The organism is Ideonella sp. sgz306126 (assembly GCF_056032705.1).
Window position 1 is genome coordinate 53,429 of the sequence record NZ_JBVYWP010000001.1, and the last position, 20,889, is coordinate 74,317.

General features: G+C 72.5%; 20 protein-coding genes. 11 read left to right on the forward strand and 9 right to left on the reverse strand.

The features are described from left to right. The first annotated feature begins 114 nt into the window (after nucleotides 1-114). Nucleotides 115-2,046: a putative bifunctional diguanylate cyclase/phosphodiesterase gene (locus AC0N04_RS00245; RefSeq protein ID WP_474277406.1), complete on the forward strand. Its 1,932-nt coding sequence runs from the start codon at nucleotides 115-117 to the stop codon at nucleotides 2,044-2,046. Here the strand turns inward: AC0N04_RS00245 and AC0N04_RS00250 are convergent. The 3 genes from AC0N04_RS00250 to AC0N04_RS00260 are packed head-to-tail and all read right to left on the reverse strand — an operon-like array spanning nucleotide 1,983 to nucleotide 3,896. Beyond that, entirely contained in the window at nucleotides 1,983-2,354 is a 372-nt protein-coding gene (locus AC0N04_RS00250; RefSeq protein ID WP_474277409.1) for a DUF1304 domain-containing protein, read from the reverse strand. The genes AC0N04_RS00245 and AC0N04_RS00250 overlap by 64 nt on opposite strands. Nucleotides 2,355-2,401: 47 nt before the next feature. Next, a complete protein-coding gene (locus AC0N04_RS00255) occupies nucleotides 2,402-2,830 on the reverse strand; it encodes a translation initiation factor Sui1 (RefSeq protein ID WP_474277412.1) in 429 nt (142 codons plus the stop codon). 4 nt (nucleotides 2,831-2,834) lie between these two features. After that, nucleotides 2,835-3,896 (reverse strand): adenosine deaminase, encoded by a 1,062-nt coding sequence (locus AC0N04_RS00260; protein WP_474277415.1) that lies wholly within the window; start codon nucleotides 3,894-3,896, stop codon nucleotides 2,835-2,837. Nucleotides 3,897-4,052: 156 nt separating this feature from the next. Here AC0N04_RS00260 and AC0N04_RS00265 point away from each other — a divergent pair, with 156 nt between their 5' ends. Beyond that, nucleotides 4,053-5,342, forward strand: coding sequence for an amidohydrolase family protein (locus tag AC0N04_RS00265; protein WP_474277418.1), 1,290 nt, complete (start codon nucleotides 4,053-4,055; stop codon nucleotides 5,340-5,342). A gap of 39 nt (nucleotides 5,343-5,381) precedes the next feature. Here AC0N04_RS00265 and AC0N04_RS00270 read toward each other — a convergent pair whose 3' ends face one another. Together AC0N04_RS00270 and AC0N04_RS00275 are read right to left on the reverse strand one after the other, a co-directional pair. After that, a complete protein-coding gene (locus AC0N04_RS00270; protein ID WP_474277420.1) occupies nucleotides 5,382-6,776 on the reverse strand; it encodes a glutamine synthetase family protein in 1,395 nt (464 codons plus the stop codon). 113 nt (nucleotides 6,777-6,889) lie between these two features. Then, nucleotides 6,890-7,381: a MarR family winged helix-turn-helix transcriptional regulator gene (locus AC0N04_RS00275; protein ID WP_474277422.1), complete on the reverse strand. Its 492-nt coding sequence runs from the start codon at nucleotides 7,379-7,381 to the stop codon at nucleotides 6,890-6,892. Nucleotides 7,382-7,519: 138 nt separating this feature from the next. Between AC0N04_RS00275 and AC0N04_RS00280 the strand changes: the two genes are divergently transcribed. Both AC0N04_RS00280 and pal read left to right on the forward strand, forming a co-directional pair. Next, on the forward strand, nucleotides 7,520-8,311 hold the full coding sequence (locus tag AC0N04_RS00280; protein WP_474277425.1) for a response regulator: 792 nt from the start codon (nucleotides 7,520-7,522) through the stop codon (nucleotides 8,309-8,311). 137 nt (nucleotides 8,312-8,448) lie between these two features. Then, the gene (gene pal / locus AC0N04_RS00285; RefSeq protein WP_474277429.1) at nucleotides 8,449-8,988 is read left to right on the forward strand and encodes a peptidoglycan-associated lipoprotein Pal; all 540 of its coding nucleotides are present in this window, start codon (nucleotides 8,449-8,451) and stop codon (nucleotides 8,986-8,988) included. Between the two features lie 49 nt (nucleotides 8,989-9,037). On the opposite strand, the gene recJ is transcribed toward pal, so the two are convergent. Both recJ and AC0N04_RS00295 read right to left on the reverse strand, forming a co-directional pair. Continuing rightward, nucleotides 9,038-10,774, reverse strand: coding sequence for a single-stranded-DNA-specific exonuclease RecJ (gene recJ / locus AC0N04_RS00290; RefSeq protein ID WP_474277432.1), 1,737 nt, complete (start codon nucleotides 10,772-10,774; stop codon nucleotides 9,038-9,040). Between the two features lie 14 nt (nucleotides 10,775-10,788). Next, complete coding sequence (locus AC0N04_RS00295; protein ID WP_474277435.1) at nucleotides 10,789-11,733, reverse strand: hypothetical protein; 945 nt, start codon at nucleotides 11,731-11,733, stop codon at nucleotides 10,789-10,791. Nucleotides 11,734-11,793: 60 nt separating this feature from the next. Between AC0N04_RS00295 and AC0N04_RS00300 the strand changes: the two genes are divergently transcribed. Genes AC0N04_RS00300 through AC0N04_RS00325 form a run of 6 tightly spaced genes read left to right on the forward strand, consistent with a single transcriptional unit; the run spans nucleotide 11,794 to nucleotide 17,739 of the window. Further along, the gene (locus AC0N04_RS00300; RefSeq protein WP_474277438.1) at nucleotides 11,794-13,065 is read left to right on the forward strand and encodes a lipoprotein-releasing ABC transporter permease subunit; all 1,272 of its coding nucleotides are present in this window, start codon (nucleotides 11,794-11,796) and stop codon (nucleotides 13,063-13,065) included. After that, complete coding sequence (locus tag AC0N04_RS00305) at nucleotides 13,058-13,771, forward strand: ABC transporter ATP-binding protein (protein ID WP_474277440.1); 714 nt, start codon at nucleotides 13,058-13,060, stop codon at nucleotides 13,769-13,771. Before AC0N04_RS00300 ends, AC0N04_RS00305 begins: the two co-directional genes overlap by 8 nt. A gap of 20 nt (nucleotides 13,772-13,791) precedes the next feature. Beyond that, nucleotides 13,792-14,613 carry a TatD family hydrolase gene (locus tag AC0N04_RS00310; protein ID WP_474277443.1) on the forward strand — a complete coding sequence of 274 codons (822 nt, stop codon included), beginning with the start codon at nucleotides 13,792-13,794 and terminating at the stop codon, nucleotides 14,611-14,613. Continuing rightward, entirely contained in the window at nucleotides 14,610-15,152 is a 543-nt protein-coding gene (locus AC0N04_RS00315; RefSeq protein ID WP_474277446.1) for a DNA-deoxyinosine glycosylase, read from the forward strand. The genes AC0N04_RS00310 and AC0N04_RS00315 overlap by 4 nt, the downstream gene beginning before the upstream one ends. Continuing rightward, nucleotides 15,149-15,937: a class I SAM-dependent methyltransferase gene (locus tag AC0N04_RS00320; protein ID WP_474277449.1), complete on the forward strand. Its 789-nt coding sequence runs from the start codon at nucleotides 15,149-15,151 to the stop codon at nucleotides 15,935-15,937. Before AC0N04_RS00315 ends, AC0N04_RS00320 begins: the two co-directional genes overlap by 4 nt. Beyond that, nucleotides 15,934-17,739 carry a GspE/PulE family protein gene (locus AC0N04_RS00325; protein WP_474277452.1) on the forward strand — a complete coding sequence of 602 codons (1,806 nt, stop codon included), beginning with the start codon at nucleotides 15,934-15,936 and terminating at the stop codon, nucleotides 17,737-17,739. The genes AC0N04_RS00320 and AC0N04_RS00325 overlap by 4 nt, the downstream gene beginning before the upstream one ends. An 82-nt stretch (nucleotides 17,740-17,821) precedes the next feature. Here the strand turns inward: AC0N04_RS00325 and AC0N04_RS00330 are convergent, their stop codons facing one another. Then, complete coding sequence (locus AC0N04_RS00330; RefSeq protein WP_474277454.1) at nucleotides 17,822-18,805, reverse strand: helix-turn-helix transcriptional regulator; 984 nt, start codon at nucleotides 18,803-18,805, stop codon at nucleotides 17,822-17,824. Nucleotides 18,806-18,992: 187 nt separating this feature from the next. Here AC0N04_RS00330 and AC0N04_RS00335 point away from each other — a divergent pair, with 187 nt between their 5' ends. Beyond that, entirely contained in the window at nucleotides 18,993-20,159 is a 1,167-nt protein-coding gene (locus AC0N04_RS00335; protein ID WP_474277457.1) for a hypothetical protein, read from the forward strand. Here the strand turns inward: AC0N04_RS00335 and AC0N04_RS00340 are convergent. After that, entirely contained in the window at nucleotides 20,101-20,769 is a 669-nt protein-coding gene (locus AC0N04_RS00340) for a histidine phosphatase family protein (protein ID WP_474277460.1), read from the reverse strand. The two genes, AC0N04_RS00335 and AC0N04_RS00340, sit on opposite strands and share 59 nt — an antisense overlap. Nucleotides 20,770-20,889 lie beyond the last annotated feature (120 nt).

The following is a 20,889-nucleotide window of genomic DNA, read 5'->3' on the forward strand; positions in this document are numbered from 1 at the left end:
GGCTGGTAAACCCTGGCCGCGAGGCGCGGGACTTTGGCATCACAATCGGCCACGCAGCGGCCCGGGGCCGGCTGCGCCGCAGCCGCCAAGCGTCATTGAAGTCACGACGTTGCCATGCCTCCTCCGCCGGTCACCGAACACTCGCCTGCCGAAGCGCTGCGCCCTCGGCTGAGGCAGATGATCGACGTTGCGCTGGGCGTGCTCGCTGCCCTGTTCGGTCAGGCCGTGATGCGCGAGCGGCCCGATTCGGCCGCCGTTCTGATGGCGACGGCCCTGGCGCTGCTGTACGCGCGGCGGCAGGCCCGCAGCGGCCGCCACGCGTCGGCGACCCAGACCCTGTTGTGGACGCTGGCCCTGGGTTCGACCTGGTTCGTCTGGAAGGAGTCGGGGGTGCGCGACATCTCGATCATGACCTACCCGGGCATCCTGGTGTTCGCCAGCCTGTTCGGCAGCCGGCGCCAGTTCCTCGCCCTGCTGGCGTTCGAGCTCGGCGTGATCGGCCTGGTGGTGCTGGGCGATCTGCAGGGCTGGCATGTCAGCCGCCCGTTCCGGCTGGACTTCGGCACCGCGTTCGCGCTGTGGACCATCCTGACCGGCACCGCCGTGGTGGTGCGCATCGCCGCCAGCGACCTGCACCGCGCCCGGTCGCTGCTCGAAGCCGAGAACGAACGCGTGCGGCGCTCGCAGGCCGAGGTCGAATTCCAGGCCCGGCACGATGCGCTGACCGGCCTGCCGAACCGGCTGCAGGCGCGCGAACGCTTCGAGCTGATGGCCGCCCACGCCCGGCGGTCGCGGTCGCGGGTGGCGCTGATGTACCTGGACCTGGACCATTTCAAGACCATCAACGACGCGATGGGTCACCCCGCCGGCGATCGCCTGCTGTGCGAATTCGCGCAGCGCCTGAGCGGCCCGCTGCGCCACGCCGACACGGTCTGCCGGCTCGGCGGCGACGAGTTCCTGCTGCTGCTGGGCGACCTGCACGCGGCCGACGACATGGCGGCGCTGGCCGAGAAGCTGCTGCAGCAAGCGGCGACGCCGTTCGACGTGCTGGGCCACGAGGTCCTGAGCAGCGCGTCGATGGGCGTGGCGATCTTTCCCGACGACGGGACCGGCTTCGACGAGTTGCTCAAGTGCGCCGATACCGCGATGTACTGCGCCAAGGACGTGGGCCGCAACGCCTTCCGCTTCTACGAGGCGCGCATGAACGCCAGCGCGGACGACTACCTGCGCCTGGTGTCGGCGATCCGCGCCAGCCTCGACAGCGACCGCTTCGAGGTCCACTACCAGCCGCTGCTGGAACTCGGCAGCGGCCGCCTGATCGGGGCCGAGGCGCTGCTGCGCTGCCGGCACCCGGAGCTGGACGGCGTGTCGCCGGCGCGCTTCATTCCGGTGGCCGAGAAGTCGGGCCTGATCCACCCGCTCGGGCGCTGGGTGCTGCAGACCGCCTGCCGCCAGGCGGCGCAATGGCGCGCCGACGGACTCAGCGATTTCTCCATCGCCGTCAACGTGTCGCCACTGCAGTTCCACCGCGGCGAGGTCGAGGACGCGGTGACCGAGGCCTTGCGCGACAGCGGCCTGCCGGCATCGGCGCTGAAGCTGGAACTGACCGAATCGCTGCTGGTGGCCGAGTCCGCCCCCCTGCACGCCGTGCTGCAGCGCCTGCGGCTGCGCGGCGTCGGCCTGGCGATCGACGATTTCGGCACCGGCTATTCGAACCTCGCCTACCTCAAGCGCTTCGACATCGAGACGCTGAAGATCGACCGTTCCTTCGTCCGCGGCCTGTGCGGCAACGCGCAGGACGAGGCGATCGTCACCGGCATCGTGCAGATGGCCCACGGCCTGGGCCTGCGCGTCGTGGCCGAAGGCGTGGAGGACGACGCGACGCTGCAGCGCCTGCAGGCCCTGCGCTGCGATCAGGGTCAGGGCTACCTGTGGTCAGCGGCGCTGCCGGCCGCCGAGTTCCGGTCCCGCGCGTTCCCGGTTCAGCCCTGGGCGCCCGCGGCCAGCGCGGCCAGGGCCAGCGCGACCGCCGCCGGCAGCGCCTGAACCCACAGGATGCGCCGGCTCGACGTGGCCGCGCCGAACAGCCCGGCCACCAGCACGCAGAGCAGGAAGAACACCCGCACCGGCGCGCCGGCGCCGCCCAGGGCCAGGCCCCAGATCAGTCCGGCGGCGAGAAAGCCGTTGTACAGGCCCTGGTTGGCCGCCAGCACCTTGGTCGCGGCGGCGAATTCCGGCGTCAGGCCGAACGCGCGGCGCCCCGCCGGCTTGTCCCACAGAAACATCTCGAGCACCAGGATGTACAGATGCAGCAGCGCGATCAGTGCCGCCGCGGCCATGGCCAACAGGTTCATGGGACCCCTCCGGGTGAAGCAGCCCGCACTGTAGCGCGGCGGCCGCGTCAGCCGCCGCTGCGGCGCACCGTGTAGCCGCGCGCCGCGAGCCAGGCCAGCACCCGGTCGCGGTGCTCGCCCTGGATCTCGATCACGCCGTCCTTGGCGGTGCCGCCGCTGCCGCAGGCCGCCTTCAGCTGCTTGGCCAGCGCGGCCAGAGCGGCGGCGTCCAGGGCCAGGCCGCGCACCACCGTCACGGCCTTGCCGCCGCGGCCCGCCACCTCGCGCGCGACCCGCACGATGCCGTCGCCCGCCGGCACCCGGGCCGCGCGGGCGCGCTCGGCGCATTCGCAGCGGGCGCTGGGTTGCCCGCACCCGGTGCAGACCCGGCCGCCGGCGTCGCTGGCGTAGACCAGCACGCTGTCGCGCGCCGATCCGCCGGTCGCGCCGGGGGGACCAGGTCGCCCCGCGCCTTTGCCCGAAGCCGCGCCTGCCATCGCGTCAGCCCTGCGCCGCCGCAGCGGCGAAGACGCGGTCGAGCCGCTCCACCCAGGCGGCCTGCTGCGCCGCGGGCACGAAGCTCGCCTCCAGGCTGTTGCGCGCCAGGGCGTAGGCCTCGCGTGCGCCGAGCTGCGGCAGCGCCGCGAAGGTGTCGATGAAGTTCTGGTTGAGATAGCCGCCGAAGTAGGCCGGGTCGTCGGAGTTGACGGTCGCCTTCAGGCCTGCCGCCAGCAGGGCCGGCAGCGGGTGGTCGGCCAGCGTCGGCACGACGCAGAGCTTCAGGTTCGACAGCGGGCACACGGTCAGCGGCACCTGCTCGGCGGCCAGGCGCTGCATCAGCGCGGCGTCCTCGACGCAGCGCACGCCGTGGTCGATGCGCTCGACCTGCAGCAGGTCGAGCGCGGTGCGGATGTAGGCCGGCGGCCCCTCCTCGCCGGCGTGGGCCACGAGATGCAGGCCCAGCGCCCGGCAGCGGGCGAAGACGCGGGCGAACTTCTCGGGCGGATGGCCGCGCTCGGAGCTGTCCAGTCCGACGCCGATGAACCGGTCCCGGTACGGCAGCGCCTGTTCCAGCGTGGCCAGCGCCGCGTCTTCGCTCAGGTGGCGCAGGAAGCACAGGATCAGCGACGCGCTGAGCCCCAGCTCGGCCTGCGCGCGCTGGCAGGCCCGGTGCAGGCCGTGGATCACCGTCTCGAACGGAACGCCACGGTCGGTGTGCGTCTGCGGGTCGAAGAACAGCTCGGCATGCACCACGTTCTCGGCCGCGGCCTTCTCGAAATAGGCCCAGGCCAGGTCGAAGAAGTCCTGCTCGGTCAGCAGCACGCTGGCGCCGGCGTAGTAGATGTCGAGAAAGCTCTGCAGATCGGTAAAGGCGTAGGCCGCGCGCAGCGCCTCCACGCTCGCATACGGCAGCGTCACGCCGTTGCACTCGGCCAGGCGAAAGATCAGCTCGGGCTCGAGCGAGCCCTCGATGTGGATGTGCAGCTCAGCCTTGGGCATGCGGCGCAGCAGCGCGGGCAGGCCGGCCGGCGCGATGCGGTCGAACGCGATGGCAGGGTTCATCGACAGACTCCAGCGGACAGGGAGAGGACGGATCGCCGACACGGGCCGCGCAGCGCGCGACCGGTCGGGCATGGCCTGCATTTTGCGTGATGACCGCGCACTCGCGGCCCGCGCCGCTGGCTACCATCGCCTCACCCGACCCCGAAAGGCCTGCCCATGCTCGATCTGCTGATCCACAACGCCACGCTGGCCGACGGCCGCCGGGGCATGGGCGTCGCCGTGCAAGGCGAGCGCATCGTCGAGGTCGGAGAGCAGCTGCGGCCCGGGGCTGCGCCGGCGCACCGCGTGGTGGATGCCGATGGTCTGTTGCTCAGCGCCCCTTTCGTCGATGCCCACTTCCACCTCGACGCGGCGCTGAGCCACGGCCAGCCGCGCGTCAACCAGAGCGGCACGCTGCTCGAAGGCATCGCGCTGTGGGGCGAGCTCAAGCCCTTGCTGACGCCCGAGGCGCTGATCGAGCGGGCGCTGCGCTACTGCGACTGGGCGGTGGCGCGCGGCCTGCTGGCGATCCGCAGCCACGTCGATGTCTGCGATCCGCGGCTGCTGGCGGTGGACGCGCTGCTGGAGGTCAAACGCCGCGTCGCGCCCTACCTCGATCTGCAGCTGGTGGCCTTTCCGCAGGACGGGCTGTGGCGTTCGCGCGGCGCGGACGAGCTGCTGCGCCGCGCGCTGGCGAAAGGGGTCGACGTGGTCGGCGGCATTCCGCATTTCGAACGCAGCCAGGGCGAGGGCGCGTCCAGCGTGCGCTGGCTGTGCGAACTGGCCGCCGACCAGGGCCGGCGGGTGGACCTGCATTGCGACGAGACCGACGATCCGGCCTCGCGCCACGTCGAGACGCTGGCGCTCGAAACCGTGCGCCTGGGCCTGCAGGGCCGGGTTACCGGCTCGCACCTGACCTCGATGCACGGCATGGACAACGCCTACGTGGGCAAGCTGCTGCCGCTGATGGCCGAGGCGCAGCTGAACGTGGTGGCGAACCCGCTGATCAACATCACGCTGCAAGGCCGCTACGACAGCTACCCCAAGCGTCGCGGCATGACCCGCGTGCCCGAGCTGATGGCGGCGGGACTGACCGTCGCCTTCGGCCAGGACTGCGTGCTGGACCCCTGGTACGGCGGCGGCTCGGCCGACCTGCTCGAGGTGGCCCACATGGGCTTGCACGTGGCGCAGATGACCAGCCAGGCGGCGATGCGCCACTGCTTCGAGGCGGTGACGAGCGCGCCCGCGCGCATCCTGGGCCTGCCGCAATTCGGCATCGCGCCGGGCTGCGAGGCCAGTTTCGTGCTGCTGCAGGCGCGCGATCCGGCCGAGGCGATCCGCCTGCGCGCCGCGCGGCTGCAGGTCTGGCGGCGCGGCCTGCGGGTGGCCCACAGCCCGCCCGCGCAGGCCACGCTGGAACTGGCCGGGCGGCCGGCCGGGGTGGATTTTCTGCTGGGCCGGGGCTGAGGTCCCCGGCCGCGCTGCCGGGCGGGCCGGCGACGCCGCTCAGGCCAGCTCGATCAGATGGCGCAGGTCCCAGTCGCGACGCGGATCGGCGGTTGCCTGGCGCTGGGCGTGCTCATGCCGCTTGATCGCGCCATAGGCCTGCAACAAGGGCTCGCCCAGCAACTCGCGCAGCACCGCGCTGGTCTCGAGGGCCGCCAGCGCGTCGAGCAGGCTGCGCGGCAACCTCAGGGATTCCGGCGCGCCGTGCTGCGGCGCCTGGCCGGCGCGCAGGCCCGAGGCACCCAGTCCCAGGGTGGCCAGCAAGGTCAGGTAGGGATTGGCGTCGCCCCCGGGCAGGCGGTTCTCCACCCGCCGCGCCGCCGCGCCGGACGCCGGGATGCGCAAGGCCAGCGAGCGCTGCTCGTGGCCCCAGCTGGCGTGGGACGGCGAGGCGTCGCTGAGGCGGATGCGCTCGTAGGACAGGTCGTAGGGCGCGAACAAGGCCATCGCGCCAGCCGCGTCGCGCTGCAAGCCGGCGATGAAGTGGCCCAGCTCGGCGCTGTCGCGGCCATCGGCGCGGGCGAACAGGTGCGGCCACAGGCGGCCACGCCGCTGCAGGCTGACATGCCAGTGCATGCCGGTGCCGGGTTGATCGAGAAAGGGCTTGGCGGCGAAGCTGGCCAGGAAGCCATGGCGCGCCGCCACCTCGCGCGCCAGGCGCTTGAAGCGGAACACCGCATCGGCCTGGGCCAGCGGCGCCCCCGGCCGGAAATTGACCTCGTACTGCGACAGCGCCGACTCGTGGGCATGGCCGTTGACCGGGATGCCCAGCACCTCGCAGGCCGCGAACAGCTCGTCGAAATAGCCGTCGAAATGCGCCGCCCGCTCCAGCGAGAACGCCTCGCAGGCGCGTTCGCGGGCCGGTGCCCCGGCCCGGGCGCGGGCAGCCTGCCAGGCCAGCGGATCGGTGTCGCCGGGCTGCAGCAGGAACAGTTCCAGCTCCGGCGCCACCCGGGCCTGCAGGCCCTCGGCTTCGAGCCGCGCCAACACCGCCCGCAAGGCCGCCCGCGGCGACAGCGCGGTGGCGTCGAGCACCCGGCCGTCGTCATGCGCGAGCGTGCCGCAGGGCTCGCAGATCACGCTCAGCTCGCCGGGACGACCCGGCATCGGCGCGAGGGTCGCCAGGTCGGGCACCAGGTGCAGGTCGGCATAGCTCTTGGGCAGCAAGGGACCGAACACCGCCGTCGGCTCCCCGCCGGTCAGTGTCAGGCCCAGCGCCACCGAGGGCAGCTTGCAGCCGCGCGCGGCCTCGAAATCCGCCACCGCCACGCGCTTGCCCCGCGCCACCGAGCTGAGGTCGCCCAGGCTGCATTCGATGCGCGTGGCGCGGTGAGGTGCCAGCGCGGCAGCCAGGTCGGACGGCGTGGGCCAGGCCAGCGGAGAAAATGCGGTCATCGGCGGCGAGGGGATCGGCGGATCGCCCGGAACAAACGGGGGACCGATCATAGGCCCCGCCCCCGCCCCCGCCCGAGCCCGCCGGCCGCGCACAGCCGTGCGCCCGCCGCCCCTCACCGAGCCGTGTTTTTTTCGGTCCGGGCGTCGAGCAGGTGACCCAGCTTGTTGAGCAACTCCAGGAATTCGGACGCCTGTCGCCGGTCGAACGGCGACAGCAAGGCTTCGTTCGAACGCGAATTGCGCTGCTCGGCCTTCGCCAGCATCAGCCGCCCCTCGGTCGTCAGGTCCAGGAACACCTTGCGTCGATCGCTGGCGTCCGAGGCCCCCACCACCAGGCCGCGGTCCCTCAAGCTGCGGATCACCACGGACATGGTGGAGCGGTCCAGCGCGATCACCCGGCCCAGCTCGTTCTGGCCGATCGGGGCGCGCTCTCGCAGCGCGAAGAGCGCCGAATACTGGGACGGCGTGAGATCCAGGTCGGCACAGGTGTCCGTGAAAATGGCGGTCGCGACTTGGTGGGCTCGCCGGATGAGGAATTCCGGACTGGCGTAAAGCTCATCCAGGCGGCCATCCAACGGGGGCTCGGGATGCTTGCTGCTAACCATCGTGCCCCATCATGTTCCTGCGCCCCTTGTTCATTGTTGTCGAGTCCGGAGCCATCCGGCAATCGGTTGTAATTCTGCCGATATTTCCGCCTGTTTCGGGCAATTGTGTGACACGGAATAGTCAACCATAATCGTCGGATGGTTTTGAAAGCTGTTGTCGTCGATGACGACGCGTCGTCGGCGGCCGCAGTCGGTCGCTTGCTGGAGCAGGCGGGCTGCAGGGTCGTGGCCACCTGCACCGATCCGGACCAGGCCTTGGCAGCCGCCCTGGACACCGGGGTCGACCTGGTCAGCCTCGACATCAAAATGCCGCGCCTGAGCGGCTTCGACGTGCTCTCGCTGATCCGCTCGCACGAGCATTCGCGGCGCGCCGCGAGTGTTCCGGTGATCGCCGTCACGGGCGATGTCAGCGACGAGGCCAGGGCCGACTGCCTGGCGATCGGCTTTGCCGCCCACGTCGCCAAGCCGGTGCGGCTCGACGACTTGAGGCGGGTCGTGGAGCGCGCCGCCGCGTTGCGCCAGGATCGCTATCGCGCCCGGTATTCGGTCGACCAGGACCTGATTCTCGAACGACTCGACCACCTGAGCGCCGGCGGCAGCGCCGAGGCCTCGGCCTCGGTGGCAGGCCTGGCCCTGGTGCTGGAGCAACAGGGCGCCGCCCAGCTGCGCCAGACGCTGCTGTGCGCCTACCAGGGCCAGGCCGGCGCGGCCGCCGAACGTGCCTCGCGGCTGGTCGAAGTCGGCGACGCCATCGGTGCGCGCCATCTCGCATCGCTGTGTCGCGAGCTCGAACAATCGACGGGCTCGGCCGACGCGGCGCTCGAGCAGGCGGCCGTGCTGGCGCGGACCGAACTGGACCGCGTCGTCCATACGCTGCGCGAGCGGGTGCTGGCCAGCGACAGCGCGGAAAAGCCGCTGCCCAGCGCGTGACCTGCCGGCGCGGTGGGCCGCCTGGGGGCCTGCGCCGCCGGCGGTTCACAAATTGCGACAAGGTCGCGGAACTTTTTGGTGCTCCGCTAGATCGGTCCAACGCGATCTTCCCTGTCGCATCTTCTGGACCCAACCCAATGAAAAACACTCCCCTGCTTGCCTTCCTGACCTGTTCGGCTGCCCTGCTGGGCGCCTGCAGCAGCACCCCGGTGGCACCGGCCAAGGCGCCGGCCCCGGTCGCCAACGCCGCCGCCCCGGCCCCCGCACCGGCGCCGGCCCAGACGGCCTCGACCACCACCGCCGCGGCCGTGCCCGCCTACCTGGACCCGAACAATCCGGTCTCCAGCCAGCGCAGCGTGTACTTCGGGTTTGACGATTTCACGATCAAGGCCGACCAGCAGCACGTGGTCGATCTGCAGGGCAAGTTCCTGGCGGCACACCCCGAGGTGGCCGTCAAGGTCGAAGGCAACGCCGACGAGCGGGGCAGCGCCGAGTACAACCTGGCCCTGGGCCAGAAGCGCGCCGATGCCGTGGTGGCCGGGCTCAAGGTGTTCGGCGTGAAGCCGGCCCAGATGGAAGCGATCAGCTGGGGCAAGGAAAAGCCCCGCGCCGCTGGGCATGACGAAGCCGCCTGGTCGCAGAACCGCCGCGTGGACGTCGTCTACCCGAGCAAGTAAGCAGGTCGGGCTGCCGCGAGGCAGCCCCGCGGCGCGGCCGTCGCGCCGCTCACACCGCGGCCTCCACCACCATTTGCACGCGCTGCTGGCCCTGGAATTCGTCCAGGCTCAGCCGGTAGGCCAGCTGCACCGTGTCGGCCACGGGCTCGGCATGGCCGAACCAGATCGCGTCGCGCACCTGGCCGCCGTGGCGCAGCCGCAGCTTCAGGTGCTTCTCCCCGACCAGGCGCTGCTGCACCACCTGCACGGTGTCGCAGAACACCGGCGCCTCGAAGCCCTGGCCCCAGACCTGCGCGTCCAGCGTCTTCACCGTCTCGGCACTGAAGTACTCGGCCGGCAAGGGCCCGTCGGTGGCCAGGCGGCGGTGCAGCGTCTCGGGCGTCAGCCACTCGGCCGCCACACGCTGCAGCGCCGCGTCGAAGGTCGGCAGCTGATCCTCGGCCACCGTGCACCCTGCGGCCATCGCATGGCCGCCGAATTTCTTCAGCACGCCGGGGTGGCGCTTGCTGACCAGGTCCAGCGCGTCGCGCAGATGGAAGCCGGCGATTGAGCGGCCCGACCCCTTCAGCAGCCCGTCGGCTCCTCGGGCGAAGACGAAGCTGGGGCGGTGCAGGCGATCTTTCAGGCGACCGGCCACGATGCCCACCACCCCCTCGTGGAAGGCCGGATCGAACAGCACCAGCGCCGGTGGCGCGGTGGCGTCGTCGTCGCGCGCCCGCAGCAGCGCCTCGAGCTGCCCCTCGGCCTGCTCGCGCATGCCGGCCTCCACCTCGCGGCGCTCGCGGTTGATCGCATCGAGCTGGCCGGCCAGTTCGGCCGCGCGGACCGGGTCGTCGGTGACCAGGCACTCGATGCCCAGCGTCATGTCCGCCAGGCGGCCGGCGGCGTTGATGCGCGGGCCCAGCGCAAAGCCGAAATCGAAGGCGGCGGCGCGGGCCGGCTGGCGCGAGGCCGCGGTGAACAACGCAGCGATGCCGGGCTGCATGCGGCCGCTGCGGATGCGGCGCAGGCCCTGGGCCACCAGGCGGCGGTTGTTCAGGTCGAGCTTGACGACGTCGGCCACCGTGCCCAGCGCGACCAGGTCGAGCAAGGCATCGAGCCGCGGCTGCGGCGCCGTGTCGAAATGGCCGCGGCGACGCAATTCGGCGCGCAAGGCCAGCAGCACGTAGAACATCACGCCGACGCCGGCCAAGGCCTTGCTGCCGAAGCCGCAGCCGGGCTGGTTCGGGTTGACGATCACCTCGGCCTCGGGCAGCACCACCTCGCCATCGACCACCGCCGGCAGGTGGTGGTCGGTCACCAGCACCTTCAGTCCGCGGGCTCGGGCGTGGGCCACGCCGTCCAGGCTGGCGATGCCGTTGTCCACCGTCACCAGCCACTGCGGCGCGTGCTGCTGCAACGCCAGATCGACGATCGCCGGCGTCAGCCCGTAGCCATGGACCGTGCGGTCCGGCACCACGTAATGCAAGGTCTGCGGCGCCGCGCCCAGCAAGGCCAGGCCGCGCAGCGCGACGGCGCAGGCGGTGGCGCCATCGCAGTCGTAATCGGCCACGATGCACAGGTGGTCACCGGCCGCCAGCGCGTCGGCCAGCGCGACCGCGGCGGCCTCGGCGCCGCGCAGCTCGGCCGGCGGCAGCAGGCGCGCCAGGGCATCGTCCAGCTCGTCGACGCTGCGCACGCCACGGGCGGCCAGCAAGCGCGCCAGCAAGGGGTGCACGCCCCCTTGTTCGAGCGCGAAGGCGGTGCGCGGCGGCACGTCGCGGGCAATCAGGGCAGGTGCGTTCATCGGCTCTCGACGGTTCAGAGGGTGGCCAGCAGCGCGGCCGGTGGCGTCGCCCGCGGTGCCAGCGGGCCACGCCGGTACCAAGGCCGGGGTCGCGGTGCCAGGCTCAGCGCATGGCGCTCGCCGCACAGGGTCAGACAGGTCGGACGGCCGGCCTCGGCCTCGGCCAGCAGCTGCTGGATCGGCCCGGCGTCAAGCGCGGACCAGGCCTGGGCCCAGGCCGGGCCGTCGTCGGCCAGCGCCGGCGCGCGCAGGCGATCGTCGAGCCGCCATGCGGGCGACGCGGCCTCGCCCCGTCCGGCCGGGGTGGCGCCGGTGCCGCTGAGCCAGAACGAGTTCACCGGCAGCAGGCCGGCCGCCTCGCGGGCGTCGTTGGCGGGATGGGTGTAGAGCAGCATCTGCACCTCGGCCTGCAGGCGGCGGATGCGGCGGGCCTCGGGGTGCGGCGTCAGCCACAGGTCGACATTGCGGCCGACCACGCGGTCCAGCGAGGCGCTGGGCAGGCGCGTCAGGCTGTCGTGCTGGACGTACCAGCGGGTCGCAGCGCCCCAGACCAGGCGCCAGCCGTCGTCCTCGAACAAGGGCTGCACCGCGGCGAAGAGGGCGCGCGAGCCGGCGTCGTCGAGGGCGAGCTGGGCCGGATCGGTCAGCGAGACCTGTTCGGTGCCCAGGTGCCAGTGGGTCGGGCTGAGCAGGCCCCAGCCGCTGCCGGGCGCGGGCGCGGGCGCCAGGCCATCGCGCTGCGCCGACCAGGCGGCCAGCGGCAGCAGGCCATCGGCCAGCGGCCAGCCTTGCAGGCGAGCCAGCGCGCGCTCGTGCGGCGGACTGAGGTCGTGCTCGTCGCCGTCGTCGCGCGCGCAGACCTCCCAGCGTGCCAGCAGACGCGCCAGTCCAGGCAATGGGGGAACGCGAGCCGCGGCGGACGGCGACGCCGTGCCGGCATAGGGAAGCACCAGGTGCATGGTGCGGATTATCGCGGCCCGGGACGCGGCCGCCCGGCAGCCGCCGGTTAGCATGCCCGCATGAGTCTTCGTTTTTCCATGCCCTACGAGTGGCAGGTCGGCTGGCGCTACACGCGGGCCGGCCGGGCAGGCCGGCGCAACGGCTTCATCTCCTTCATCTCCTTCGTCTCCGTGATCGGCATCGCGCTGGGCGTGGCGGCACTGATCATCGTGCTCTCGGTGATGAACGGTTTTCAGAACGAGGTGCGCGACCGCATGCTGTCGGCGGTGGCCCATGTCGAGCTGACCGACGCCAACGGCAACGCCTTGCCGGACTGGCACGCGCTGGCCGCGCAGGCGAGCCAGGACCCGGAGGTGCGCGCCGCCGCGCCCTTCATCGCGATCCAGTCGCTGCTGGCCCGCGGCGACGCGATGCGCGGCGCGGTGGTGCGCGGCGTCGAGCCCGACGCCGAGCGCCACCTGACCGACCTGGCCGCCACGCTGCAGTCCGAGGGGACGCTGCAGAAGCTGCAGCCGGGCAGCTGGAACATCGTGCTGGGCGTGGAGCTGGCGCGGGCGCTGGACGTGAAGGTGGGCGACGCGGTGACGCTGATCGCCCCCGGCGGCCAGGTGACACCGGCCGGCGTGGTGCCGCGGCTCAAGCAGTTCACGGTGGCGGGCGTGTTCAGCGTCGGCCACTACGAATACGACAGCGGGCTGGCATTGGTCAACCTCGACGACGCCGCCCGCCTGTACCGCACCGGCGGCCCGACCGGCGTGCAGCTCAAGCTGGCCGACGTGCAGCGGGCCCGCGAGGTCGGTGCCCGCCTGGCCGACCGCCTCGGCCCCGGCGTGGCGGTGCGCGACTGGACCCGCAACAACGCCGCCTGGTACGACGCGGTGCAGGTCGAGAAGCGCATGATGTTCATCATCCTGACGCTGATCGTCGCGGTGGCCGCGTTCAACCTCGTCTCGACCCTGGTGATGACGGTGACCGACAAGCGCGCCGACATCGCCATCCTGCGCACGCTGGGCGCCAGCCCGGGCTCGATCATGGGCATCTTCGTCGTGCAGGGCGCGGCCTCGGGCATCATCGGCACGCTGTCGGGCGTCGGCCTGGGACTGCTGGTGGCGCTGAACATCGACGTCATCGTGCCGGCGATCGAGCACCTGCTGCACACCACCTTCCTGCCGGCCAGCGTCTACCTGATCACCCGCATGCCCAGCGACCCGCAGCGCAGCGACATCGTGCCGATCGCGCTGATCTCGCTGGTGCTGTCCTTCCTGGCCACGCTCTACCCCAGCTGGCGTGCCAGCCGGGTCAACCCGGCGGAGGCCCTGCGCTATGAATGAATCGACTCCCCCGTCGACGGCTTCGGCGGTCGGCCCGGCCGTGCTGCGCGCCACCGGCCTGCGCAAGCGCTTCCATGAAGGCCCGCTGGACGTGACCGTGCTGCACGGCGTCGACCTGACGGTGGACGCCGGCCAGACGCTGGCCATCGTCGGCGCGTCCGGCTCGGGCAAGAGCACGCTGCTGCACCTGCTGGGCGGGCTGGACGCGCCCACCCAGGGCACGGTCGAGCTCCGGGGCCGCCGCTTCGATGCGATGGACGCCGCCGCGCAAGGCCGCTGGCGCAACCAGCACCTGGGCTTCGTCTACCAGTTCCACCACCTGCTGCCCGAGTTCAGCGCGCTGGACAACGTCGCGATGCCGCTGCGCATCCGCCGCGAGCCGGTGGCGCAGGCGCAGCAGGCGGCGCGCGAGGCGCTGGCCGAGGTCGGCCTGGCCGGCCGCGCGCTGCACCGGCCGGCCGAACTGTCGGGCGGCGAGCGCCAGCGGGTCGCGCTGGCCCGTGCGCTGGTCAACCAGCCCAGCTGCGTGCTGGCCGACGAGCCCACCGGCAACCTGGACCGCGAGACCGCCGACCGGGTCTTCGAGCTGATGCTGGGCCGGGCCCGCGAACGCGGCATCGCCTTCGTGCTGGTCACCCACGACGCGGCGCTGGCCGCGCGCTGCGACCGCCAGGTGCGGCTGGACCAGGGCCGGCTGGTGGCCTGAGCGACCCCGCGGGCCTGCCGATGTGGATCGACACCCACTGCCACCTGGACGCGGCCGAATTCGACGCCGACCGCGACGCCGTGGCCGGCCGCGCCCGGGCCGCCGGAGTGACGATGCAGGTGCTGCCGGCGGTGGAGGTGGCGAACTTCGACGCGGTGCGCAGCCTGGCCCATCGCCTGGGCCTGGCCTATGCGCTGGGCATCCACCCGCTCTACACCGACCGGGCCGCCGACGCCGACCTGGATGCGCTGGCCGACGCGCTGGTGCGCTGGCGCGACGACCCGCACCTGGTGGCGGTGGGCGAGATCGGCCTGGATCATTTCGTGCCGGGGCTGGACCGCGCCCGGCAGGAGCGCTTCTACCGGGCCCAGCTCGCGCTGGCCCGCGACGCCGGCCTGCCGGTGATCCTGCACGTGCGGCGCTCGGCCGACGCGCTGCTGGCCGGGCTGCGCCGCGTGGCGGTGGCCGGCGGCATCGCCCACGCGTTCAACGGCAGCCGGCAGCAGGCCGACGCCTTCGTCGACCGCGGCTTCGCGCTGGGTTTCGGCGGCGCCTTGACCTTCGAGCGCGCACTCCAGCTGCGGGCGCTGGCCACGGCGCTGCCGGCCCGCGCGCTGGTGCTCGAAACCGACGCGCCCGACATCCCGCCGCAATGGCTTTACCGCACCGCGGCCCAGCGCGCCGCCGGCGAACGCAGCCGCAACGAGCCGGCCGAGTTGCCGCGCATCGCGGCCACGCTGGCCGGGCTGCGCGGCTGGACGCTGGCGCAGACGGCGGCGCAGACCTGGGCCAACGCCTGCGCGGCGCTGCCGCGGCTGCCCGCCCTGGCGGTGCCGGCATGACCCGGCGCGGCGCGGCCGGCGCGCCGTCCGACGCGGCACCGGCCCGGCTGCAAGGCCTGGCGCCGGCCGTCTCGCCGGCCACCCGGCTGCTGCTGCTGGGCAGCTTTCCCGGCGTGGCCTCGCTGCGGGCCCAGCAGTACTACGCCCATCCGCGCAACCAGTTCTGGCCCTTGCTCGCGGCGCTGCTGGGCCTCGACCTGCCCCGCCTGCCGTACCCGCAGCGGCTGGCGGCGATCACCGAGCGCGGCCTGGGCCTGTGGGACATCTATGCCGCCTGCCAGCGCGAAGGCAGCCTGGACAGCGCGATCCAGGCGGCCGAGTTCAACGACCTCGCCGGCCTGGCCGCCCGCCTGCCGGGCCTGCGAGGCATCGCCCACAATGGCGGCGAATCGGCCCGCGGCCTGCGCTTCACGGCCTCGCTGGGCGTGCCGGTGTTCCGGCTGCCCTCCACCAGCCCGGCCAACGCGAGCTGGTCGTTCGAGCGCAAACTCGCGGCCTGGCGCGAAGCCTTCCTGGCCTGCCAACTGATCACTCCATGAAGAACCAAGATCCCCGCGACGTCGTCGGCGCGACGATGTCCGAATACGACGGCGTGCGCTACCTGCACCTGGACTCGATCTGGGTCCAGGGCGCGATGCGCATCGCCAAGCCGCAGCACCTGGAGCTGGAATACATCCAGCGCATGATGGCCTGGCTGCTGTGGCGCCCGCAGGACGAGATGACCGAGGGCGCCACCGTGCAGCTGGGCCTGGGCGCGGCCGCGCTGACCCGCTTCAGCCACAAGGTGCTGCGCATGCGCACGACCGCGGTCGAGATCAATCCGACGGTGATCAGCGCCTGCCGGCTGTGGTTCCGGCTGGGCGACGACGACGCGCTGCTCAAGGTCGTCCAGGCCGACGCCGGGCGCTGGGTGCGCGAGCCGGCCCAGCGCCACAGCGCCCAGGTGCTCAACATCGATCTCTACGACCAGGATGCCGCCGCACCAGTGCTCGACGACGAGGCCTTCTACGCCGCCTGCCGCGACCTGCTGGACGATGGCGGGCTGATGACCGTCAACCTGTTCGGCAGCGCGTCCAGCTTCGGCCGCAGCGCCGGCCGGATCGCCCGCGTGTTCGGGCTGGACCAGGTCTGGAGCCTGCGCCCCACCAAGGAGGGCAACACCGTCATCGTCGCCGCGCGTCGGGTGACCGTGCCCGGACGCGAGGAGCTGAGCGCGCGCGCCGCCCACATCGAGGCCCGCTGGGGCCTGCCGGCCCGCAAATGGCTGCGCATGGTGCGACCGCTGGACCCGGCCGACCTGAGCCTGGACGAACCCGACGCATGAGCCCGCCCCGGACGCACCGCGCCCCCACCGGCAAGCTGGATCTGCGCCAGCTGCTGGCGTGGCTGCGCGACGACGGCCTGCTGCCGGCCGACCAAGCCGATCGCCTGGCGCACCGCTTCGGCCAGGCCGGCTCGAAGCTGCACCCGCTGATGCGCCTGGGCGGCGCCGGCCTGACCAGCGCTCGCGACGGCAAGCCGCTCGACACCGAGACGCTGACCCGCTGGCTGGCAGCGCGCTTCGGCCTGACCTACCTGCGCATCGATCCGCTGCGCGTCGATGCCAGCCGGGTCGCCGATGTGATGTCGCTGGCCTATGCCGAGAGCCGCATGGCGCTGCCGCTGACCTTCGGCCCGACCGAGGTCACGATCGCGACCTGCGAACCCTTCGACGCCGCCTGGGTGCCCGAGATCGAGGCCCACACCCGCCGCAAGATTCGCCTGGTGCTGACCCTGCCCGACGACCTGGTGCGCTTCACCGGCGAGTTCTACAAGCTCGCCCAAAGCGTGCACGTGGCCCGCCGGCAGGGCGAGGCCACCGGCAGTTCGGCGGCGCACAGCTTCGAGCAACTGGTCGACCTGAAGGCGCGCGACAGCCTCGATGCCAACGACCAGGGCGTGATCCAGATCGTCGACTGGCTGTGGCAATACGCCTTCGAGCAGCGCGCCAGCGACATCCACCTCGAACCGCGTCGCGACACCGGTGCGGTGCGATTTCGCATCGACGGCGTGCTGCACCTGGTGCACCAGGTGCCGGCGGCGGTGATGGCGGCGATGACCGCGCGCATCAAGCTGCTGGGCCGCATGGACGTGATCGAGCGGCGCCGCCCGCAGGACGGCCGCATCAAGACCCGCCGGCCCGACGGCGTGCCCGGCGGCGGCAGCGAAGTGGAGATGCGGCTGTCGACGCTGCCCACGGCCTTTGGCGAGAAGGTGGTGATGCGCATCTTCGACCCCGGCACGGTGGACAAGCCGTTCGACGCGCTGGGCTTCTCGGCCGACGAAGCGCGGCGCTGGCGCGAGCTGATCGAGCGCCCGCACGGCATCGTGCTGGTCACCGGCCCGACCGGCTCCGGCAAGACCACCACGCTGTACTCGACGCTGAAGAAACTGGCCTCCGAGGAGGTCAACGTCTGCACCATCGAAGACCCGATCGAGATGATCGAGCCGGCGTTCAACCAGACCCAGGTCCAGCCGGCCGTCGAGCTCGGCTTCGCCGAAGGCCTGCGGGCGCTGATGCGCCAGGACCCGGACATCCTCATGGTCGGCGAGATCCGCGACCTGGAGACCGCCGAGATGGCGATCCAGGCCGCGCTCACCGGCCACCTGGTGTTCAGCACCCTGCACACCAACGACGCGCCGTCGGCCATCACCCGCCTGGTCGACCTGGGCGTGCCGCCCTACCTGATCGCCGCCACCGTCGTCGGCGTGCTGGCCCAGCGCCTGGCCCGCACGCTGTGCCCGGCCTGCCGCCAGCCCGACAACGCGCTGGGCCGCGAGACGCTGGATGCCTTGGCCAGCCCCTGGCACCTGGCGCCGGCGCCGACGCCGTACAAGGCGGTGGGCTGCCCGGCCTGCCGTCAGACCGGCTACCGGGGCCGCGCCGCGCTCTACGAACTGATGACGGTGGGCGAAGCGATGCGCGCCGCCATGCACCCGCAGCTCGACGAAGCCCGCCTGCGACGCGACGCCGCGCAGGCGGGTCTGCGCCCCTTGCGCGTGGCCGGCCTGGCCAAGGTGGCCGAAGGCCTGACCACCCTCGAAGAAGTGTTGCGCTGCACGCCGCGGTGGGAGGCGGCGGCCTGAGGGAAGCCCGCGCGGCCGGCGAACCGCAGGCCGCGCGGGACCGGCGAACCGCAGGCCGGGCGGGACCGGTCGGCAGGCCGGCTCAGGCGTACTGCGCGGCCGCCTCGCGCAGCGACTGCGCGACGCGCCGGGCCAGCGCCGGCGGCGCCAGCACCTTGACCTGCGGGCCGTGGCGCAGCAGGTCCATCGCCAGCTCGGTGGCGTCGGCGTAGGGCAAGGCCATCTCCAGCGATCCGTCGGGTTGCGGCGTGAGCCGCTGGTCGGGGTGCCACTGCTCGTGCGCCACCCACTGCGCCGCCTCGGGGCTGAAATGCAGGCGGGCCTGCTGCAAGGCCTTGCCGCTGAAGATGCCGTAGCCGCCGTCGAGCTCGGCCTGCACGGTCTTCATCGCGACGTCGCGGGCACGCAGGTCGACGACGCGCGCACTTCGGATCGCATCCAGCGCGAAGCGGCGCAGGCCCTCGCTGCTGTGGCACCAGGCGTCCAGGTACCAGGTGTTGCGGTAGTGGATCAGGCGCTGCGGCGACACCACCCGCTGCGATTCGGCCTGCCGTCCGCGCGTGAAATAGCGCATGTCGATGCGCTGGCGGCGCAGCAGCGCACTGCCGACCAGCTCGAACCAGCGGCTGGGCACCGGACGCCGCGCCGGGCTGACGATCCTGACCCGCTTCATCAGCTCGCGCGATTCGCCCTGCGTCGCGCCCAGCATGCCGTGCAGCTTGTCGAGCAGCGGCTGCAGGTGGCGACCGAGCATGCCGCCGCCGTCCAGCCCCTCGATCAACTGGTGCATCGTCAGCAAGGCGTGGATCTCGGCCTGACTGAACCAGACTCCGGGCAACTCGTGCTGGGGCGCGGCGGACTGCGGCCCTGCGGCCGCGCCGAAGCGGTAGGCGTTGTCGGCCCGGTCATAGACGATCGGCGCATCCATGCGATCGCGCAGGTACTGCAGATCGCGTTTCAACGTGGCGCGCGACACCTCCAGCTCGGCCTGCAGCGCTTCGAAGCTGACGCCACCGCGCGACTTGATCAGCAGCTCGATGCGGTAGAAACGTTCGGTCCGGTTCATGGAAATTCTCTCCCCAGGGGCTCATAGGATGAGCCTGAAGCATAGCCGAGACCATTTTTTTGCATCTTCTACAGGCTCATCCTGTGAGCCTGTGAGACGCGACACTGGACTCCAGGCAGCAGGCGGTCAGCCCGCTGCCGCTGGCGGGGCAGCCCGTCGATCGACGCCACCCGACTTGGAGTTCACCATGGCCCAGACCCGTTTCGCTTTCGAAGACATCACGGCGCCCGTCTCGACCCAGGCCGCCCGCGCCCACCTCGCTGGCGCCGAGCCCCACGCGGCCTCGCCTGGCCGGGTCGAGGACACCGGCTTCGCACTGGGCCTGGACCACGCCCGCTACGGCCGGCTGCCGCCGCCCGAGCACCTGCTGCCCAGCAATCCGCTGCGCCAGGGCTGGGAGGCCGGTCGCCGCCGGTTCGCCGGCCGCATGCGGGCGCCGACCCAGGGCGTGGACGCCTGGCTGGCGCTGCGGCTGCAGGCCTGGATGCACGGCCGCGCGTTCGAGGACATCCAGGTGACGCCGCACTACCTGGCCCAGCTCGACAGCGGACGCTGCCCCATCACCCGGGAGTCGCTGACCCACGGTGCCGGCAAGGACACCGACGCGACGCTGGAGCGGGTCTTCCACGACGCCGGCTACGCTGCCGGCAACCTGGCGGTGCTGGGTCGCCGGGCCCGCGCGGCCCAGGGCAGCCTGCGCTGGGACGAGGCCCGTGACCGCGGCCTGGCGGCGGGTGGCCGTTCCCCGTGCGCCAACGGGTTGAGCAGCGCCGAATGGGCCCGCCTGGCAAGCTTGCTGAGCTTCGTCACGCCGCTGCCGCACGCCGTGGCGGCGGCGCTGCCGCTGCGCCTGCTGCCGCCCAACCGCCTGCGCCTGCTGAACCCGATCCAGGGGCTGCAGGCGCTGATCACGCTGCAACTGACCGAGGCCGGCTTCGCGGAACGCTGCCGCCGCTTGTGCGAGCTGCTGGCCGACCTGCCGGCCGGGCGCGCGCTGCAACGCGACTTCCACCTGCTGGTCCACAGCCTGCTGCCGCGCGCCTGGGACGGCGGCCGCCCGCTCGGCCCGGTGCAGTGGCGTGAGCGGCTGGAAGATGCCTGGGCGGACGAGGCGGTGCTGCGCCGCTGGCAGCGGTTTGCCGGCGGACTGGACGGCCCGCGCGCCGAGGCCCTGGTGCGCCGGGCCGCGGCTGCCGGCCTGGGCGGCCGCGCGACCCGCGTGCAGGTCCACGCGCCCGAGCAGGCCACCGAGGGCTGGGCGCTGGACAGCGCCGGGCTGCTGCCGACCGCCGGCGTCAGGCGAACGTCACCCAGTCGGCCCGCTCGGGCAGCGGCAAATGGGGCAGCGTGTTGAAGCTCAGCAGCGCGTGGCGCTTGGGCGTCGCCTGCAGTTCGGTGACCGCGCTGTTGCGGATGCGCAGGTTCAGCGCCACCACGGCCTCGGGCGCCAACCCCAGCACCAGGCCCATCGCGGTGGCGATCGGACCGCCACTGGACACCATCAGCACCGCGCCGTCGGCGTGGGCGCGGGCCCGGCTCAGCGCGTCCGAGACGCCGGCCACGAACTCGGCGTGCGACGGCATCCCCGCGGGCGCGGCACGCCCGTCCATCCAGCGCAGCAGGCCTTCGCGCAGCAGCAGGAAATGCTGCCGCACGGCCTCCGGCGTGCTGGGCGCGGGCAGCTCGCCCGGGTGGATCGCCCGCAGCACCGCCTCGCTGTCGTATTCGTTCAGGCCGGGCAGTTCCTGGGGCGCCGGCAGATCCGGCAGGCTCTCGGCGATCGCCCCCAGCGATTGCCGCTGACGTTGCAGCGTGCCGCAGAACACCGCGTCGAAGCGCAGGCCGGCGTTGCGGAAGTGCCGGCCCAGGCTGAGGCACTGCTGGTGGCCCAGCGCGCTGAGCTGGTCGTAGTTGGCGGCGCCGAACGAGGCCTGGCCGTGGCGCACGAGGTAAAGCGTTCCCATGGCGGCGATTGTCGCGGCCGGCGCGCAGGCATCCTGTCGCCGCGGTGACGATGGCGGCCGGGAACAGACCGGTTCGGGTCTGGCTTATCTCGCGCCCAGGGTCTGCACGGCCGCCGCACA

Excerpts from the sequence above, each read along its gene's own strand:
- AC0N04_RS00335 (WP_474277457.1), top strand. The coding sequence starts at position 18,993 with ATGGCCCAGACCCGTTTCGCTTTCGAAGACATCACGGCGCCCGTCTCG.
- AC0N04_RS00295 (WP_474277435.1), bottom strand. The coding sequence starts at position 11,733 with ATGCACCTGGTGCTTCCCTATGCCGGCACGGCGTCGCCGTCCGCCGCG.
- AC0N04_RS00325 (WP_474277452.1), top strand. The coding sequence starts at position 15,934 with ATGAGCCCGCCCCGGACGCACCGCGCCCCCACCGGCAAGCTGGATCTG.
- AC0N04_RS00275 (WP_474277422.1), bottom strand. The coding sequence starts at position 7,381 with ATGGTTAGCAGCAAGCATCCCGAGCCCCCGTTGGATGGCCGCCTGGAT.
- AC0N04_RS00260 (WP_474277415.1), bottom strand. The coding sequence starts at position 3,896 with ATGAACCCTGCCATCGCGTTCGACCGCATCGCGCCGGCCGGCCTGCCC.
- AC0N04_RS00330 (WP_474277454.1), bottom strand. The coding sequence starts at position 18,805 with ATGAACCGGACCGAACGTTTCTACCGCATCGAGCTGCTGATCAAGTCG.
- AC0N04_RS00250 (WP_474277409.1), bottom strand. The coding sequence starts at position 2,354 with ATGAACCTGTTGGCCATGGCCGCGGCGGCACTGATCGCGCTGCTGCAT.
- pal (WP_474277429.1), top strand. The coding sequence starts at position 8,449 with ATGAAAAACACTCCCCTGCTTGCCTTCCTGACCTGTTCGGCTGCCCTG.
- AC0N04_RS00320 (WP_474277449.1), top strand. The coding sequence starts at position 15,149 with ATGAAGAACCAAGATCCCCGCGACGTCGTCGGCGCGACGATGTCCGAA.
- AC0N04_RS00265 (WP_474277418.1), top strand. The coding sequence starts at position 4,053 with ATGCTCGATCTGCTGATCCACAACGCCACGCTGGCCGACGGCCGCCGG.
- AC0N04_RS00280 (WP_474277425.1), top strand. The coding sequence starts at position 7,520 with ATGGTTTTGAAAGCTGTTGTCGTCGATGACGACGCGTCGTCGGCGGCC.
- AC0N04_RS00305 (WP_474277440.1), top strand. The coding sequence starts at position 13,058 with ATGAATGAATCGACTCCCCCGTCGACGGCTTCGGCGGTCGGCCCGGCC.
- AC0N04_RS00270 (WP_474277420.1), bottom strand. The coding sequence starts at position 6,776 with ATGACCGCATTTTCTCCGCTGGCCTGGCCCACGCCGTCCGACCTGGCT.
- AC0N04_RS00315 (WP_474277446.1), top strand. The coding sequence starts at position 14,610 with ATGACCCGGCGCGGCGCGGCCGGCGCGCCGTCCGACGCGGCACCGGCC.
- AC0N04_RS00310 (WP_474277443.1), top strand. The coding sequence starts at position 13,792 with ATGTGGATCGACACCCACTGCCACCTGGACGCGGCCGAATTCGACGCC.
- AC0N04_RS00245 (WP_474277406.1), top strand. The coding sequence starts at position 115 with ATGCCTCCTCCGCCGGTCACCGAACACTCGCCTGCCGAAGCGCTGCGC.
- AC0N04_RS00255 (WP_474277412.1), bottom strand. The coding sequence starts at position 2,830 with ATGGCAGGCGCGGCTTCGGGCAAAGGCGCGGGGCGACCTGGTCCCCCC.
- recJ (WP_474277432.1), bottom strand. The coding sequence starts at position 10,774 with ATGAACGCACCTGCCCTGATTGCCCGCGACGTGCCGCCGCGCACCGCC.
- AC0N04_RS00340 (WP_474277460.1), bottom strand. The coding sequence starts at position 20,769 with ATGGGAACGCTTTACCTCGTGCGCCACGGCCAGGCCTCGTTCGGCGCC.
- AC0N04_RS00300 (WP_474277438.1), top strand. The coding sequence starts at position 11,794 with ATGAGTCTTCGTTTTTCCATGCCCTACGAGTGGCAGGTCGGCTGGCGC.